This window comes from Salinicola sp. NYA28a (assembly GCF_976982775.1).
Genome location: NZ_OZ334582.1, coordinates 2,671,481 through 2,687,152, shown reverse-complemented (window position 1 = coordinate 2,687,152; position 15,672 = coordinate 2,671,481). Strand labels below are relative to the sequence as shown.

Here is a 15,672-nt window from a genome sequence, read left to right as displayed (position 1 = left end):
ATCAAACTATGCATGCGGGCTGATTTTCCAACCTGAGTCTGGATGCAGTTTTGCGCACAAGGGCAAGATAGATCTCAATTTCCTTGGTTCTTGATCCCGATCTCAATTGGTGTTCTGCCGTCCAGAGTGGGCACATTGTCGAGCTTGTGAATAAGACCTTTCAATTTTTCCAGATCACCCTCGGCAATAGCTCGTTCGTCGGGAGTCAAAGGCACTGCCTCTAAATATCTTCCGATAGACGACTTGCTTTCAAGGGCTTGGGCTCTTGCACTGGCTTTTGGCAAGTTAAAGTCACAACCTGCACAGGCCATGCGATGTGGGCAGCTGCTCCAGAAAGGGTTTGAACAATACGAGTCACCCAGGTCATAGAAGGTGTAGGGCTCATCTGAATGGCGAGCAATTACATCATGGTCGATCAGGATGGAGACCATATTGGCCATTTGATCAGCTTTGATAAATGATGCTGCCAGCTTGGTAGGCCGAACTCGAATATAATGTAAAGTCGAATTCGGTGAGCTATGTCCTGACCACTGCATCAACTCTATCAGCGACATGCCTTGAGGAACGCTGGCAAGCGCCGTCACTGCGGAAGCACGCCCCCTATGGCTTGTGATTCGCCCGCGACTGTCTTCTAAAGGTACACCTGCCTTGGCACACAATATAGGAATGATGGTGCCATTGATAACACCGGAACCTATGCGTTTGCCTCGAAACTGGAATAGATAGCTAACTTTTCTCCCGGTTCGCTCATCAAATAATGCGGCCTGGTTGATAGGTCTATCTTTCAGCCAAGCATCGATGTATTTCTTTACGGCTATCGCTACGGGCTTGACGAAGGGCTTGAATGTTTTGCTGGCAGGAATATCGAGGTAGCATAAGGACCCTGCTGGAGTGATAGTCCCATCCTCGTGTACCACATCATTGGTTTGGAAATGTGCGCATTCTTTGTCCAGTCGCATAATTTCATTACTGCGCAAACCTGCGTGAGTCCATATCACGGCAAGGGCTTGCACCATCGATAGGGGGTAATGAATCTCAGAAAGCAGATCATTACGTTCGAGATTGAGGCTTGCCCAAATAAGCTTGAGCCATGTCGAATCATCAATAACGCGTGGGTTAATGCCGGAGTTGAATGTTACGGATCTTGGCGTGGCCAGGTGATATCTTGGACTGAACTTTAAACGTCCCCAGCCCCACAGCTCAAAGTCTGTAAAAAAGCGTCGCAATGCATGCAAAAAACTGCGCTTTGAGTTGGCAGCGATGGGCTGTCCAAGTCCTTTGAAGTTTGTTCCCTTCGCTGATTTCAAAGCCCATTCCCCGACAGTCATCCGATCAACAGCGGCAATGAAGGCAGCGCAAGTAGACATGCTCCAATCGATGGGCGCTGCAGTGTCGGGTTGCTCACGTTTCAACCAAAGACCAGTTCTCAGGAGAAAACTGTAATCCCGCCTCATTCACGAGGGTGCTGATTGAGCGGTCTGAAGGTACTGACTGGTGGCATCGCTTATCAGGATCGGCTTCTTCAGCGCGAATAGCTGTTGAGTAATGCCAAAACGCTGAAATTTCCCCGCTTCCTTATAGCTCTTTGGAATCAATGGCGACCGTCCAAGCAGCCGTGATCGCCGCCCGCCGCTCCGGTCGCTCGCTTTCTGATGCTGTGGTGGTCTCGCAGAAGCGTCAGCTCAGTGCGGTCAGCTTCGGCAGCCCCTTCAGCAGCGTCGGCCACCACTTGTCGGCGGCGGCACCCAGATGAACGGTGATTCGCCGAGCGTGCAGTCTCAGCGTGGCGGCGACCTTCAGCACCTGCTCGCGCATCCGGCTGAGGCTCCAGCCTTGCCGGGTCTGCCGCTCCAGCAGGCAGCGCAGGCCATGCAGGACCTGGTAGGCGTAGAGGCTGAGCAGCAGGCTCACCTCGTTGCGTGCCATCACGTCCTGAACGGTGGAGGCGCCGCGATCGGTCGACGAGAGGTGCACGTCGAGCGCCGACTTCACCTCGCCCATGTGCGCCTCGGCGCTGCCGCGCTTGCGGTAGAGCGCCAGGACCTTCTCCGGCGGCCAGTCGAACTTGCCGAGGTTGGTGACCAGGAAGAAGGCATGCAGCAGCAGGTCATCGGGGCGTTCCTGCACCACCAGCACCACGCGACGCGGTGCCGACCAAGAGCCCGCTTGATACTCCAGATCGTGGCACCACTCGCGAGGCTGCTCGGGTGGCCGGCCGGGTGGCCGCTTCAGGTGCGGTGCCGCCAGTTTCTGCAGGCCGGAGTGACTGCGCAGTCGGCCCAGGTACTCGATGTCGCACTCTTCCAGGGCCTCCAGCGTCGCGTTGTCGGTGAAACCGGCGTCGATGCGCACCCGAACCTGGGCGCCGGTGCTCTCGTTGAGTCGCCGCACCAGATGCGGGATCCAGGTGTCGGCGTTCTCGGCCGGGCCGGCGTTGCCCTCGCGCAGCAGGCCGCCCACCATGTCGCCGGTTTCTGCCAGCGAGGCGACCAGCGGTGAATAGATCCGCGCGCCGTACAGGCCATGATAGGCCGAGCCGCCCTGGTGGCCGTGGACCTCGATCGGCAGGCCGTCGATGTCCAGCGTCAGCTGCTTGGGGCGCTCGCCGTTCTTCAGCGCGGTCAGGCGCCAGATCACCAGTCGCAGCAGGCCTTCGTGCACGGCATCGATATTGTCGCAGCGCCCGAGGCAGGTCAGCAGCCGCGACAGCGTGGCTTGAGACGGCCGGTCCTGGACCAGGGGCGTCATGCCGCGTGCATCGCTGCAGGCCAACTGCCAAAGCGGGTCACGGCGCAGCGTTTCGGTATCGCTGAGATCGATCCAGCCCATCGCCCGTTGCAGCACCAGGGTACGCAGCTGGCTGGCCAGCGAGTGGCGGATGCGTAGCGGGTTGCGGAAGTCGACCAGATTGTCTTCCAGCGCCTCAATCACGCCGCTGTTGTCGAGGGCCTCACGCAACAGCAGAGCGCCGCTGTCGCTGGTAGTGCGCTGGCCGCTCAGCTCAACACGGACAGCGCCGTTGCATGAGGGCGTCCAGGTGGATAGGCTTTCACCCATAGCGGATGGCTCTCTTGGTTCAGATTCTTGGCGGAACACACTGAATTTTCAAGAGAATACCATCCGCTATCTTCGTTTTCGGGCCGGCCTCATGAATAAGCCGGGGTAATTACTTTCACGTGTGTGGGGACGTAAGGTGGATGTATCACGCCAGCGACGACACCACATTACCCAAGCTGGGTCGATGCCTTCGATGCTTTTTTCTCGCCAACTGATATAGCCTCGCATACGAATAGGTTTCGACAGGATGCCCATTGCAGCTAGTCCGTGAGATACCTTTCCAATCGATCTCGCAACACCTTCGCTTCGATGCTGCTGACCCTTCAAAAGCAGTTCCTCAGTGAATGTCTCCAGTCGCGGATCGCCATTTTCCAGCATCAATGTGCCCAGTACGCTGGAAAGGAACTGTTCAAGATGAAGCGCAGCATAACCTAGCGATCTCAACGCTCGGCTTAATCGAACGTGCTCATGTCTGAATACTTCATGGCCAAAGATAAAAGAGGCGTATGTCGCCGGGTGCCGGAATTTATCAAGGCGCTGTGGTACTCGAAAACCGCCAAGGTGATAGGCAACAGAAGCAAGGTAAGGTCGTGATCCTGCTTTGCTAATGAGTAAAGTCAGCCACTGTGACTCAGTCCAAAGCCAGTGGGGTTTGCCAGTCTTGCTGATATTCCAGAGAATGGCTGCCACCGAAATGATTGCTAAACGCATGGAAACCCCACTGTGAGTCGCCAGGTCAATGAGCGGTCTCATGAGTCCGGGTATCTCCGATTGTAGATAGCACCAGTCCGAACGGTAAGAACGATTGGAAAGTATGGTCAGTTCCAGATTCGATAGAGTAGTTTGACGTTCGTATTGACTCACATCGAATGGAATATAGTCGGCGGAAGAGGTGTTCATTGTGATACCTCATTCTCGAAGAGTTCACAAAAAATCCGAGCATCTAGGCTGCTTACAGAGTGCGACATCTTTGCAGTTAAGTCTGCTCCCGATAGATGGAGGTAAGCCAACGTGGTTTTGGGATCGCGATGTCCTGCATAGGTGGTTAATTCATGAAGCTTCCAGCCGGCCCGGGCCAGATGGGTCAGACGAAGATGACGAAAGGTATGAGTGCTAATGTGCGATAGTTGTGCCTTCTTTGCCCAGCCTTCAACTGTTTTGCTCCACGTCCAATGAGTCAATGATGAGCCACGATTGCGGTCCGATTCTGATCGAAACAGCGAACCACTTGACCAGCCGGCACGGCGAAGGACATGCATATGCTCGATTAATACTCACATCTACCAATGCCGCCAAGATGTATGGTTTGTACCCACGCAAAGGCAGCATCGCAATCGGGGCGGATGCTGACCTGGTCATCTGGAATGAAGGCGACCCGGTACGGGTTACCAACGACATGTTGCATCACAACGTTGATTACACCCCCTATGAAGGCATGCAGCTAAGTGCATGGCCTGCAGTAACGCTGGCACGAGGCGAGGTCGTCTGGGACGGCGAACCAAGGGCTAAGCCGGGGCATGGGAAGTTTTTAACCTGCGAAAGGCCTGTTCCCGCTCAATCCCGTCGTCGTCAAAATGAACTGCCGCTATGAATGGCACGACCGAGGTAGCAGCGGCATTGCTTCATGCTTGGCGAGAGCGGCGAAATTTGCCGCATGATGGGCTCGGTTTGATGACCGAAACCGACGCTTATCGGGTTCAGCAAATCGTCGCCTCGGAGCTTGGTTGGTTCAGTGAGTCTTCGGTGACAGCCTGGAAGCTTGGTGGAAGCCCAGGGAAGTTGGTCAGCGCCGCGCGTGTCCCGAGCCGCGCAATTCATCTATCAGGTTGGGAGGTTCCTGATGGCTATTGCAACCGGTTCGGAATCGAGGGTGAACTGATCGTACAACTTGGACGAGATGTCGATGGCGATGTCGATCGCGCGGCAGTATATGAAGCGATCGAAGCATGGCAGGTCGGGATTGAGTTGTGCGATACGCGTTTTCAAAATGGTGAGCGAGCTCATCCATTGCTTCGTCTGGCCGACCAACAACTCAACCGCGCGTTGGTTTTAGGGGAAATAATCCACCCTCCCGCAGACTGGTCGGAGCAGGCTGTCGAGGTTTGGGTAGATGGGAGACTGCAGATCTCCGGTATTGGAAGCCATCCCTTCACGGACCCCTTGGCTTCGATACCATGGTTGGCGAGGCATGCAGCGACTCAGAACCGGCCATTGAAAGCTGGTGATTTGTTCGCCACAGGAAGCTGGACAGGCCTGCTTTGGGCCCGGCCAGGCGCAAATGTGAAAGTTGCGTTTCCAGTCTTAGGAGAGGTGTTGCTCTCAACCGGCCCGCTTAGAAACGATTTGAAGATGCCACCCTTGATTTCATGGGGTTGAATCACGATGTTCATACAAACACGGTGAGTTATGGCGAATTGCGCAATCTGATGACGGAGCTGCGCGACAGCTTCTGAAGGTGAGGCGAGCAGGCTCGCCTCTGGTTTTTCGGACAGCCCGTTTTCGGCCGATTCTGTTGAAAAAGTAGCTGTTTCCCCATGCCGCCGGTAAAGCTCTTTCACCGGCACACCGGCCCCTGCCTGCTTGAGAAGTCGAAAATCTGTTCTCCCGTAAAATGCTTTTCACTGCCGTCTCCCGCTCGGAAAACGGACTCCACTAACTTCAGCTTGGGACTGAAATCGGGGAGCAGGTCACTTGCTACTTCAATCGCGTGTTATTAAAGAATCGAATTTATGAAAAAGTCTCCTCCAATACACATGAAGTCACCTTGTAAAAATAATTTTTACAGCAGTGTTCTATTGGATGATTTGCTCACCGCGCTGCGCAGGTTGTCCGGCACCACGATCTCCGGCACGCCGCCGAGGAAGGCGAAGCAACGGGTGTGCGAGCCCAGCCAGTCCGGCAGTTGCTGCGACCAGGTGGCTTCGGCGAAGGTGTAGCCGGACGCACCAAGCACCGCGACGAACATCTGCTCCTGGCGGATCTCGCCGCTATGGCGGTCGATCACCGGCACCGTCTGGCCAGCTTAGTCGACGGATAGCTTCTCGCCGACGCGGTGCTCCTGACGCATCACCACGTCCAGCTTGCTCTGCCAGACTCGGTAATTTTCGCAGAACCAGCTGTACCGGAAGCCCTGCGGCTGGCTCAGGCGGTACTCCTGCCAGAGCAGCGCCAGGGTTACGCCGGGGCGGCGCAGTTCGGCATGCACCCATGCCCAATCGGGCAGGGGCCGCTGCTCACTGGCAACCGCAGGGGCCGGCGGGAACAGTTGCTACTCCAACTCGGCATTCGACAACGAACAGGGCCAGGTGAGACCGCTGGTGGCAAAGCGGCAGAGATAATCACCGGCACTGCTGTGGCTAATGCCCAGGCTGCGGGCGATCTTGCGCACGGACAGGCCTCAGTCGAACTGAGGCGCAACATCTCTCGGATTTTACGCATGGATAAACGCTCCACGGCGACCTCTTCGCTTTGAAAAAGAGGCCGATGGTAGCGAAATCCTGCGTAGCTGCCTGCCAGAAAAGTGTCCGGTTGGCCGTAGAATCACTGTCCGGATGTGCGTGGAATGGGTGTCCGAGTTAGCATGGAGTCCGCTATTTTGCAGAGCCTCCGCGCCGCGTCAGCCGCAGCCCGAGGACTTCATCCGCGGCGACCGCCTGGTGGGTGTACGAGCGCGTCGCCCAGGGGATGGCGGCTGCGCAGAAGTCCGGGGTGTTGGAACTGGGTGGGCTTCGTGACCGACCCGGGCAGCGACCAAGGTGAGCCGAAAGACACCCCCATGAAACTGCATCGGCACGCCCGCTGACGCTGGCGTGTCATCGTCGGCTGCACCGATCACGGACACCAGCATGTGTGAGCGCCTTCGTCGAAGATTCGACGATCACCGATGATGACCAGGCGCGCGGCACGGTTGACGGCGTCGTCCGCTGCCAGTTTTGCCGTCAACTCGGCGCTGATGCCGGCAGGGTCGCCCATGGCCAGGGCGATGATCGGCAGCTCGGATACGTCGTGACGCGGGGGGGAAAGAGCCATGGTGTCTCCTCATCGTGGGGAGCAGCACTTCGTGGGAAGCACTCGCTTGAGGAGGAGATTGCGCTCAAATCTAAAATGTATACATTATACGTTGGTATGGAGGCAGAAATTGGTCAGGGCGCAGTATGATGGCTTCAGACTTTTCGCGGAGGCGTCCTTCATTGAGCGCTTCCAAGCTGAATCGATACATTCCATGCATCAATTTCAACTACTGGTCTGACATTCATGAAGAAGACAACCGTGTCCGCCACGTCATCGCCTCGATCCGCGATTGCCCGGCATTCGCTTCATGATGCGATTACCAGCCACCTTCGTGACATGATCATCGAGGGGGAGCTTGAACCGGGTAAGCGCATCGTAACTATTCAGGTGGCTGCGGATGGCATGTCGCCAACCACCTGATTTTTTTGGCATAGTGTGCCTGATCCTTCGGCACGTCTATGCGGTGACATGACCATCAGCGATATCAACGTCGACGAGGCCCTGGAACGGGTCCGGCAGCAGCTCAAGGAAGACCACACGGTCTCGCCTTCCTTGCGTGCTGCCATCGACGTGCTGATGCTGCTGGTCAAGCTGATGGCCGACCGACTGGCCACCAGCAGCCGCAACAGCAGCAAGCCGCCGTCACAAGACCCCAACCGCCAACGCCGTTCCCGGGCCAAGGGCGAGCGTCGCCCTGGCGGGCAACCGGGTCACGAAGGCAAGACGCTGGCGCCGGTCACCGATCCCGACGAGATCGTGTCGTTGCGCGTCGATCGCCGCACCTTGCCCAAAGGGCGCACCTATCGCTCGGTCGGCATCGAAACGCGCCAGGTGCAAGACATCGTGATCCAGGCCGTCGTCACCGAGTATCGCGCCGAGGTGCTGGAGGACGATCTCGGGCGGCGCCATGTGGCGCCGTTTCCCGACGGCGTGACCCGCCCGATCCAGTATGGCCCACGTCTCAAGGCGCATGTCGTCTATCTCTCGCAGTATCAGTTGCTGCCCTATGCCCGCATCCAGGCGCTGCTGGCCTCACAGTGCGATCTATCGCTGAGCACCGGCACGCTGTTCGCCTTCAATCAAGAGGCCTATCAGCGCGCCGAGGCGTTTGCCGAGTGGGCGATCCCGGCGCTGAGGCAAGCCGCGACCGTGCATGCCGACGAGACCGGGATGCAGGTCGGCGGCAAGCGCTACTGGCTGCACAGCGCCTCGAATGACGCCCTGACCTACTTGGCGCCTCACGCCAAGCGAGGTCAGGAGGCCATGGATGCCATCGGCATCCTGCCCTATGTCCAGGGGGTGCTGGTGCATGATCACTGGAAGCCTTACTACCGCTACGCGGATTGCCGCCACGCACTTTGCAACGCCCATCACCTGCGTGAATTGACTGCGGCCTGGGAAAATGACCACCAAAAGTGGGCCAAGGCGCTGCATGATCTGCTGCTGGAGATGCATCAGGCCGTTGACGCTGCCGGTGGCACGCTCTCGCCCGAAGAGGCGCAACGCTGGCGAGTCCGCTATCGGCAGTGCCTGACAGAGGGTGAGACCGAGTGTCCGCCACCGATCCCACCACCACCGGGAAAGCGCGGTCGTGCCAAACGTACCAAGGCACGTAACCTGCTCGAACGTCTCCAGGCGTACGAGGACGATGTGCTGCGTTTCCTCGACGACCCCGCCGCGCCCTTCACCAATAACCAAGGGGAGCGTGACCTGCGGATGACCAAGGTCCAGCAGAAGATTTCAGGCTGTTTCCGCTCCTGGGAAGGTGCCGAGATCTTCTGCCGGATGCGCAGCTTCCTCTCGACGGCGGTCAAGCAGGGCCTGGCAGCGCACACCGCACTGGAACAGTTGTTTGCCGGTGAAGTGCCCGAATTCATGCGTCGGGACGGCCTGGATCAGGCAGCGTGACCTGAATAGTTACAGCGCATCTACGAAGGCCCGTTGTGCGAGCGTCTTGGCGTATCGCGGACCCCCCTGCGGGAAGCGCTGCGCTATCTGGCCAGCGAGGGCCTGGTTGAGCTGACACCACAGCGTGGCGCCTCGGTTCGCCGCTTTTCGGCCAAGGACATTCAAGACATGCTCGTGTTGATTCGCGCGCTCGAGGAGCTGGCGGGGCGCCTGGCCTGTATCGAAGCGAGCGACGAGGAGATCGCCGAGGTGCGAAAGCTTCACGACGACATGCTGGATTACTATCGGGAGGAAAATCGGCTCGATTACTACAAGACCAATCAGCGTATCCACTCTGCCATCGCGGCGTTGAGTCATAACGAGTCGCTGATTCAGGTTCATGCCTCGCTGCAATCAAAGCTCAAGCGCGTACGGTTCATCGGACACGAAGGGCGGGAAAAGTGGGCGGCGGCGGTCGCCGAGCATGAGTCGATGATCAAGGCCCTCGAGGGGAGAAATGCGCCAGCGCTGGTTAATGCGCTGAGCGAACACCTCGAACATGCCTGGGAGCGAGTGCGTGATGTCGTGTCGTAATCGCGGCCAAAGGGTTAAGGAGGGGATTTCCGACATCCATATACTCATAAACCAACTTGCATTGTCGGCAATCTCTTACACGAAAATCAGATCTTAGATCTATTTACTTCCAAGCCGTGGCGCTATGATTTTGGTCCGTTGTAGATCCTTGGGCTCCCCCCGACTTCGGTCGGGGGTTTTTATACCAGGAACTGACCTCCATTTTTTTCAGTCGTCAGCCAGCTGGCCAGAAAATTTAGCCCAGACGGCGCTTTCGACTATTCGGATTTGTCGGTACAAAAGTTACCTCTAAATTAGATATGTTATTTAACACAGGATAATTTATTTTGGGTGAGCGGGGTTTAACGGGCTCATGGGTTGGCAACGAAGCTTATTGGCCGGGTAAAGTCATCCATAACTGAAGCGGATAGATTGAAGAATAGCGGTAACAGCCGCATTCAGGGATAGCGGCATTGAAGCGATCTATTGGATAGATCGCCTTTACTTTCTTTCAAGGATGGCGGTAGAGGAACCCGTGAAGGAAGACGGAGCCATGGAAGCGGTACAGAGCAGTCCGCGACTTTCAGCAAGTTAGGCGTGTGCTGATCGAAAGCCCGGCCGGCCAGCGATGATCGGTCGGGCTTTCTCTTGTCTGATGGGGAGAGCCCATCCTGGGTATCACTACTGGCATGGAGAAGCTTGCAAGTCTAAGTGGTTGGATTTACTATCAAAACCGTTGCGGGTGTAGCTCAATGGTAGAGCAGAAGCTTCCCAAGCTTAAGACGAGGGTTCGATTCCCTTCACCCGCTCCATCCTTGTTTATCCGTCACCTTATCTTATTGCTTATAAATGATTGTTTATAAAGAACAATCGTGATCTTTTGCTCCGCTTGGCCCAGCTTAGGCGCCGGATGGCAGACGAGGCAACGCGAATCTACAGTAGATCCGCTACGCTGATGAGGACAGCTCAGAAAAAGGAGACGTCCTCATGGCAGAAGCCCTTACCAAATGCCCGAAATGTGGTAACGAAACGCTTGATGTTCCCTCTGGCGATGCACCGGATCAGGAGGTTCGTTGTACGTCCTGCGGTGCCGTCGTTGGTAAGAGATCGGACTTTACCAGTGACATGCAGAAGCGAGAGGAGGCTTTCGTCAAGGAAGAGGTTGCAGACAAAGTCGATAGATCGCTTCCGGGCAGCGATACGACGAAAAAGTAAACATTGACTCGTGAGCGGTGATCAAGATCAATAACGCCACTCTCCAGGAGTGGCGTTGTCGGTCACTTCCTGTCATTCATGCCTGGGGCGGCCTTGCGGTCCTATCGGATTTTTGAGCGCCAGGCGAATGGCCTTGTCTCTATCAAAGCCTTGGTCGGTCAATTTCTTTACCCGCGTCTTGAGTGTGCCTAGAGGCATCCCGTGTTGTTCGGCGAGAGCTGCCAGACTTTTCTTATCAGAGGTTATCCTTTTTTTTATGAGAGGCTCCACTCGATCCTTCACCATCATCCTCATTACGACCTCATTGTCAGCCATTTGCGATACGCAATATCTCCTATTACGCATTGATATATAAACGGCAGGAGGCCAAGAAAATTTAGGCTTTATATGACTATCAGACAAACTTATTCAGTATTGTCTTCGATGGACGGCTTCTCGAGGCCCAATCAAGGAGCTTGGCCTTGTTATTTGGCTTATTTGGAAGAACTCATACGGCGCTGCTGAGGTCACTGACTCCTGGAAACAGAGTCGAAGAGAGGCTAGATAGCATCGATTAGAGAGCGTGTCATGAAATTGAGCGGTGAGGCGGTGGCCTAAGGCAGGGTGGCGGTTGTTCGCGAGACGCCACAGCCGCCACGATCCTGCGAGGAGCTTTAGCGGGGATTACGATCCGAGCCGGGTTTCGGACCGTTTTTACGCTGTTGGTACTTGTCATAGGCTTGTTTGGCCGTGCGTTTGGCTTTTTCCCGGTTCTCCGGCTTTCTTAGCCAGCTGGCGATGGCCGCGCCGATCATCTTCTTCATGTCATCCTCCTGATTCGGAGTGGTCGAAACACCGGTGCGTTGTTGCAGGATCCCATCTGCGGGAGCCTGGCTCAATCGACGCTCCCGATGGGTGACGTGTCATTACCGTTGAGGCGTTCGGCCTCCATCTCGGCCTCCTCCGAAAACGCATGGCGGGAATGGATCCAGCGGTCATCGCCGCTTTCGTCATAGCGGCTGTCGACGACCAGCCATTCAGGAGCTTGTTGCGTTTCGTTGATGTCGGAATGACGCACGACGAATGAGTTCACGGAATCTCCCTGTCTTGACCGCGTTCTGTCTTGATGATGGCGTCAATCTTGGCAGCTATCCTGCTGATGCGACACCGTTGACATCGAAAAGGGGCCGAGGCCCCTTTGGCTCGCCCCGCAGGGTCACTGGCTCTCGATGGCGTCACCGGCCGCGTCGCTTTGACCTTCGGCGTTGATATCATCGAGCTGGTCGGAATCGGGAACGTCGGTCGTTTCGTCCGTCTCGGACTCGACGGCGTTCAGAGACTCTTCCGTGGCCTGGCTATGGCCCGACGCCGCATCCGACTGCTCGCCGCTGGATTCGGTGACACCGCTACCTTCGGTCAAAGGTTCTTCATTGGCTTCGTAGGCTTCCTCCATCGCCTCGCTCTGCGCGAGCGCGTGGCCTGCTGCGCCCATCAGTAGCATGGCAGTCAAGGAGGCAGTGATCAGATTCTTTCTCATGACAAGGTCCTTTTGCTAGAGAACTACGTGGTAAGAGAACTACGTGATAAGAGAACTACCGTGACAAGAGCACGACAGCGTCGAAGATGACGATACCGAACACGATAGGAGGTGGACACGGCAACCACCTACAGTGTCACGCACCTTCACTATAGTTCATAAACCCGATCTGACGGGAGGAATCCATTCCTTATGGCGCTGTTGGCGCCGTTGTCACTAGGGGATGTCGTTGTCGGCTTGAAGTAGGGCGAGGTCGTCGCCATCTCTCGTCATTATGGATTCACGCGTTGTGCGTGGATCCGACGTGGCGGCCAGGAGGATCTGACCATGAATGCTCAAGATTATCTTGCCAAAAAGGGAATCGCGCTCGACAAGGAAGAGGAAAAGCCGCAGTCGCTCGAGGAGAAGGCCTGGGCCCGAGCCAGAGAGGCCATGGAGCATGGCCCTCGCAGCGGCACGCCTCATGACTGGGAGGACTGGGAGCGCCATCATGAGGCGCTGGCTTCCGAGTCCCGCTCGATCAGCGCCAAGGTCAGCTCGCGTCGCTCGTCTCGCGAGGCCCCGGAAGACGATCACGAGTGAGAAGAGCGCCCAGGTCGGCAGCGTTGGAGGCGAAAGAACGCTATGCTGTGACCGGGTGAATCAAGATTTTTCAACGGGATGTCGTCATCTCGTCTACTTTGAGAATCCAAAGGTTTCGGTTTCTCGAAGCACTGGGATTTTTCGAAGTACTGCGATTTTTCGAAGCACTGCAACGGATTGTCGAACACAAACGATGTCGTTCCGAGCATAGGAGGCCATATGGACATCATTCGCATCATCTTCGCTATTCTTCTACCGCCGGTTGGGGTATTCCTGCAGGTGGGGCTGGGGCTGCAGTTCTGGATCAACGTCGTGTTGACGTTGCTGGGGTACATACCGGGCATCATCCACGCGATCTGGATCATCGCGACGCGCTGAGGCTGCGCAGCGACTCGTTCATCGGCTTCCTTCGGGAAGCCGATGTCGTTTCAGCGACTCCGATAATGGTAAAGAATCCGTTCGTCCTTGCGCGGCCCGACGATGCGCCACGCGAGATCGATCCCGTCCTCCGTCAACGTCAGTCTGGCGCTATAGGCATCGGCAGCACACTGATGTACCTCTGCGCTGACCAGGGTGTCATCGTTTTCGACGACCAGGTCGAAGAGCGAGACGGCATCCTCAACGCCACGGCGCTCGTGGGAAAGCGCAATTCGATCCGGGTGGATATCCCAGCGGTAGACGTTGCGCATGGGTACGCTGCGGGTCTGGCCATCCAGGGTGAAGGTGCCCGACTCGAAGAAGCGCACGCTGTGGTTCTCTCGAGTCACCTCGATCCTGCCTTCGCCACGACCATTCCAGCCTACCGCCGAGGCCTGGCCCGATTGCGCGCTGAACACGAAGCGCGAGAGGTTGGGCAACAGCGACTCTAGCCGTATAATGGCTGTCAACTTGTCGTTTTCATAAGGTTGACCATTCATGTCGTATCTCGTCGGTGTCACGGCGTTGTGGGCTTTTTCGTTCAGTCTGATCGGTGTCTATCTCTCCGGCCAGGTCGACAGCTACTTCGCCGTCATGGCGCGAATTTTGCTCGCGACCGCGATTTTCCTGCCGTTTCTGCGTCCCGCTGCCCTGCGCTGGTCTTCCCGCCTCGGCTTGATGGCCATCGGCAGTCTCCAGCTTGGCGTGATGTACCTTTTCTTCTACCAGTCCTTCCTCTTGCTTACCGTGCCGGAAGTGCTGCTGTTTACCATTTTCACGCCGCTTTATATCACGCTTGTCGATGACCTGCTGGCGCGGCGCTTTTCGCCACGCTACCTGGTGGTGGCAGCGTTGGCCGTGGTGGGCGCGGCCGTCATCCGGTATGACGGCGTCACGAACGATTACTGGCTGGGGTTCCTGGTCGTGCAGGGCGCCAACCTGAGCTTTGCGCTGGGGCAGGTCGCGTATCGGCACCTGGCACGCAGCCTGCCCGATGGCGTGGCGCATCGCCACCTGTTCGGCTGGTTCTATCTGGGCGCGCTCTGCGTTGCCATACCGGCATTCTGGCTGCTGGGCGACTCGGCGAAGTTGCCCACGACGCCGCTGCAGTGGGGCGTTCTGGGGTGGCTGGGTCTCGTCGCCTCGGGGCTAGGTTATTTCCTCTGGAACAAGGGGGCCTGCCGCGTCGATGCCGGCACGCTGGCGATCATGAACAACGCCCTGATTCCCGCCGGATTGGTCGTCAACCTGATGATCTGGAACCGGGACGCCGACCTGGCACGCCTGGGGATCGGTGCCGTGATCCTGGCCGGTTCGCTGTGGCTCAATGTGCGCTGGGCGAAGCGCTCCGGGGTGGTAGCGGCAACGCCAGCGGCCAGTCGTCCCTGACCACGAAGAGCCGGCATCGCCGATCATCCGGAAGGATCAGCAGCAGATGCGCGGGCCTGCCGGGAGCGCTGAAAGAGTGGGCCAGTTCATGGTCCAGCATCGCCAGCGGCATCGGTTCGGTCGCGGGCGGCGCAAGCCAGTGAGGCTTGGCCAGCCGATGGCCGCGAGTCCCTTCCGGTAGCAACCGGATCAGTGAAGGCCAGGCTTGCCAGTGACACCACAGGCCCTGTTCGGCCCCGGCATTGGCAAGCCTTGGCAAAGGCAGGTGCTGATTCCACGGGTGGTAGAGACATCCCGGCATGATGATGCGCTGTTGCAGCGTGCCGGTGGCGTCCAGGGCCTGGCGCTCGCGATCGGCTGCCGGGGATCGGCCCCCGGGGAGCTGATGAGACGCCAGGCGATGGCATTTGATGGCCAGTGAGTCGAAGCTGCCGATGCCGATCCAGCGCGCGGCATTTCGGTCGTCGCCCGGACCTTGGGGCAGGCCGAGAAAAAACTTGATCGCCAGCTCGGCATGGAAGGTCTGTGGATCGTGGCAACCTCGATTCGCTTCCGTCACCGAGCCCTCGGCCCACCCGGAAGCGTAGAGCAGGTCGAGCTCGCCAAGGGTCTGCCTATTCTCGCGCAGCGCCACGTTATGGGCCAGAAGCCGGGTGCGCGGTGCGTGATCCAGAATCCATTGCCATAGCGTTTCGTGATAGATACCCAGACGCTGTGATCGGCGTGCCAGGCGCCTTTGCTGGAAGCGCTCCCCTTGATCCTCTTGCTGACGCAGCCAGGTGCGCCTTCGTCGCGGTTCCTCCAACCCGAGCTCGGCCAAGGTGGGCCGGCCGACATAGTCCAGCGTCGCCATGTCTGGCGCATGCAGCAGCCAGGCGATATCGCGGACCCAAGGCTGACGAAGCGATGCCAGATCTTCCCGCAGCGCGTCATCGAGAGGGACGAAGGCATCGAGCAAGAGGGAGGCTCCGTGGGGTCGTGCATTGGCCGGCATGACGCTGTACGCCTTCGGTACTCCGCGGTCT

19 protein-coding genes, 1 tRNA gene and 1 pseudogene are annotated in these 15,672 nt (G+C 57.6%); 10 read left to right on the top strand and 11 right to left on the bottom strand.

All coding sequences use genetic code 11. The annotated features are described in order from the left end of the window. Nucleotides 1-74: 74 nt before the first annotated feature. From ACWHY3_RS12065 to ACWHY3_RS12050, 4 genes are all read right to left on the bottom strand, one after another. Entirely contained in the window at nt 75-1,412 is a 1,338-nt protein-coding gene (locus ACWHY3_RS12065) for a tyrosine-type recombinase/integrase (protein WP_448126637.1), read from the bottom strand. Nucleotides 1,413-1,677: 265 nt separating this feature from the next. Continuing rightward, the gene (locus ACWHY3_RS12060; protein ID WP_448126636.1) at nt 1,678-3,057 is read right to left on the bottom strand and encodes an IS1380 family transposase; all 1,380 of its coding nucleotides are present in this window, start codon (nt 3,055-3,057) and stop codon (nt 1,678-1,680) included. 66 nt (nt 3,058-3,123) lie between these two features. Continuing rightward, complete coding sequence (locus ACWHY3_RS12055) at nt 3,124-3,957, bottom strand: hypothetical protein (protein ID WP_448126635.1); 834 nt, start codon at nt 3,955-3,957, stop codon at nt 3,124-3,126. Next, nucleotides 3,954-4,316, bottom strand: a complete 363-nt coding sequence (locus ACWHY3_RS12050; protein WP_332779561.1) for a site-specific integrase — start codon at nt 4,314-4,316, stop codon at nt 3,954-3,956. Before ACWHY3_RS12050 ends, ACWHY3_RS12055 begins: the two co-directional genes overlap by 4 nt. Between ACWHY3_RS12050 and ACWHY3_RS12045 the strand changes: the two genes are divergently transcribed. Together ACWHY3_RS12045 and ACWHY3_RS12040 are read left to right on the top strand one after the other, a co-directional pair. Further along, nucleotides 4,241-4,648 (top strand): amidohydrolase family protein, encoded by a 408-nt coding sequence (locus ACWHY3_RS12045; RefSeq protein ID WP_256961190.1) that lies wholly within the window; start codon nt 4,241-4,243, stop codon nt 4,646-4,648. The two genes, ACWHY3_RS12050 and ACWHY3_RS12045, sit on opposite strands and share 76 nt — an antisense overlap. Continuing rightward, complete coding sequence (locus tag ACWHY3_RS12040) at nt 4,645-5,433, top strand: 2-keto-4-pentenoate hydratase (RefSeq protein WP_087718882.1); 789 nt, start codon at nt 4,645-4,647, stop codon at nt 5,431-5,433. Before ACWHY3_RS12045 ends, ACWHY3_RS12040 begins: the two co-directional genes overlap by 4 nt. A gap of 424 nt (nt 5,434-5,857) precedes the next feature. On the opposite strand, the pseudogene istA reads toward ACWHY3_RS12040, so the two are convergent. Together istA and ACWHY3_RS12030 are read right to left on the bottom strand one after the other, a co-directional pair. Continuing rightward, nucleotides 5,858-6,495, bottom strand: a pseudogene (istA, locus tag ACWHY3_RS12035) (IS21 family transposase); the annotation flags it as partial. A 393-nt stretch (nt 6,496-6,888) separates the two neighbouring features. After that, nucleotides 6,889-7,086, bottom strand: coding sequence for a hypothetical protein (locus tag ACWHY3_RS12030; protein ID WP_087718883.1), 198 nt, complete (start codon nt 7,084-7,086; stop codon nt 6,889-6,891). A gap of 225 nt (nt 7,087-7,311) precedes the next feature. Here ACWHY3_RS12030 and ACWHY3_RS12025 point away from each other — a divergent pair, with 225 nt between their 5' ends. The 5 genes from ACWHY3_RS12025 (at nt 7,312) to ACWHY3_RS12005 (ending at nt 10,743) form a co-directional block, all read left to right on the top strand. Continuing rightward, nucleotides 7,312-7,488, top strand: coding sequence for a hypothetical protein (locus ACWHY3_RS12025; protein WP_448126634.1), 177 nt, complete (start codon nt 7,312-7,314; stop codon nt 7,486-7,488). Between the two features lie 48 nt (nt 7,489-7,536). Beyond that, nucleotides 7,537-8,976, top strand: a complete 1,440-nt coding sequence (gene tnpC, locus ACWHY3_RS12020; protein WP_023004967.1) for an IS66 family transposase — start codon at nt 7,537-7,539, stop codon at nt 8,974-8,976. A 33-nt stretch (nt 8,977-9,009) separates the two neighbouring features. Continuing rightward, nucleotides 9,010-9,549 carry a GntR family transcriptional regulator gene (locus ACWHY3_RS12015; protein ID WP_448126633.1) on the top strand — a complete coding sequence of 180 codons (540 nt, stop codon included), beginning with the start codon at nt 9,010-9,012 and terminating at the stop codon, nt 9,547-9,549. A 717-nt stretch (nt 9,550-10,266) separates the two neighbouring features. Beyond that, a tRNA-Gly gene (locus ACWHY3_RS12010) sits at nt 10,267-10,340 on the top strand. Between the two features lie 175 nt (nt 10,341-10,515). Continuing rightward, entirely contained in the window at nt 10,516-10,743 is a 228-nt protein-coding gene (locus ACWHY3_RS12005; RefSeq protein ID WP_087718885.1) for a hypothetical protein, read from the top strand. Between the two features lie 653 nt (nt 10,744-11,396). On the opposite strand, the gene ACWHY3_RS12000 is transcribed toward ACWHY3_RS12005, so the two are convergent. The 3 genes from ACWHY3_RS12000 to ACWHY3_RS11990 form a co-directional block, all read right to left on the bottom strand. After that, nucleotides 11,397-11,546, bottom strand: a complete 150-nt coding sequence (locus ACWHY3_RS12000; RefSeq protein WP_179208873.1) for a hypothetical protein — start codon at nt 11,544-11,546, stop codon at nt 11,397-11,399. 71 nt (nt 11,547-11,617) lie between these two features. After that, complete coding sequence (locus ACWHY3_RS11995) at nt 11,618-11,815, bottom strand: hypothetical protein (protein ID WP_087718887.1); 198 nt, start codon at nt 11,813-11,815, stop codon at nt 11,618-11,620. A 123-nt stretch (nt 11,816-11,938) separates the two neighbouring features. Further along, nucleotides 11,939-12,259, bottom strand: a complete 321-nt coding sequence (locus ACWHY3_RS11990; protein ID WP_087718888.1) for a hypothetical protein — start codon at nt 12,257-12,259, stop codon at nt 11,939-11,941. Between the two features lie 327 nt (nt 12,260-12,586). Here ACWHY3_RS11990 and ACWHY3_RS11985 point away from each other — a divergent pair, with 327 nt between their 5' ends. After that, nucleotides 12,587-12,841, top strand: a complete 255-nt coding sequence (locus ACWHY3_RS11985) for a hypothetical protein (RefSeq protein ID WP_087718889.1) — start codon at nt 12,587-12,589, stop codon at nt 12,839-12,841. A 219-nt stretch (nt 12,842-13,060) separates the two neighbouring features. Beyond that, nucleotides 13,061-13,219, top strand: a complete 159-nt coding sequence (locus tag ACWHY3_RS11980) for a YqaE/Pmp3 family membrane protein (RefSeq protein ID WP_075569000.1) — start codon at nt 13,061-13,063, stop codon at nt 13,217-13,219. A gap of 50 nt (nt 13,220-13,269) precedes the next feature. Here ACWHY3_RS11980 and ACWHY3_RS11975 read toward each other — a convergent pair whose 3' ends face one another. Then, entirely contained in the window at nt 13,270-13,758 is a 489-nt protein-coding gene (locus ACWHY3_RS11975) for a DUF6314 family protein (RefSeq protein ID WP_087718890.1), read from the bottom strand. Here ACWHY3_RS11975 and ACWHY3_RS11970 point away from each other — a divergent pair. Then, the gene (locus tag ACWHY3_RS11970; RefSeq protein WP_303852980.1) at nt 13,757-14,647 is read left to right on the top strand and encodes an EamA family transporter; all 891 of its coding nucleotides are present in this window, start codon (nt 13,757-13,759) and stop codon (nt 14,645-14,647) included. The two genes, ACWHY3_RS11975 and ACWHY3_RS11970, sit on opposite strands and share 2 nt — an antisense overlap. Here ACWHY3_RS11970 and ACWHY3_RS11965 read toward each other — a convergent pair. Next, the gene (locus tag ACWHY3_RS11965; protein ID WP_303852981.1) at nt 14,583-15,605 is read right to left on the bottom strand and encodes a DUF1853 family protein; all 1,023 of its coding nucleotides are present in this window, start codon (nt 15,603-15,605) and stop codon (nt 14,583-14,585) included. The two genes, ACWHY3_RS11970 and ACWHY3_RS11965, sit on opposite strands and share 65 nt — an antisense overlap. Nucleotides 15,606-15,672 lie beyond the last annotated feature (67 nt).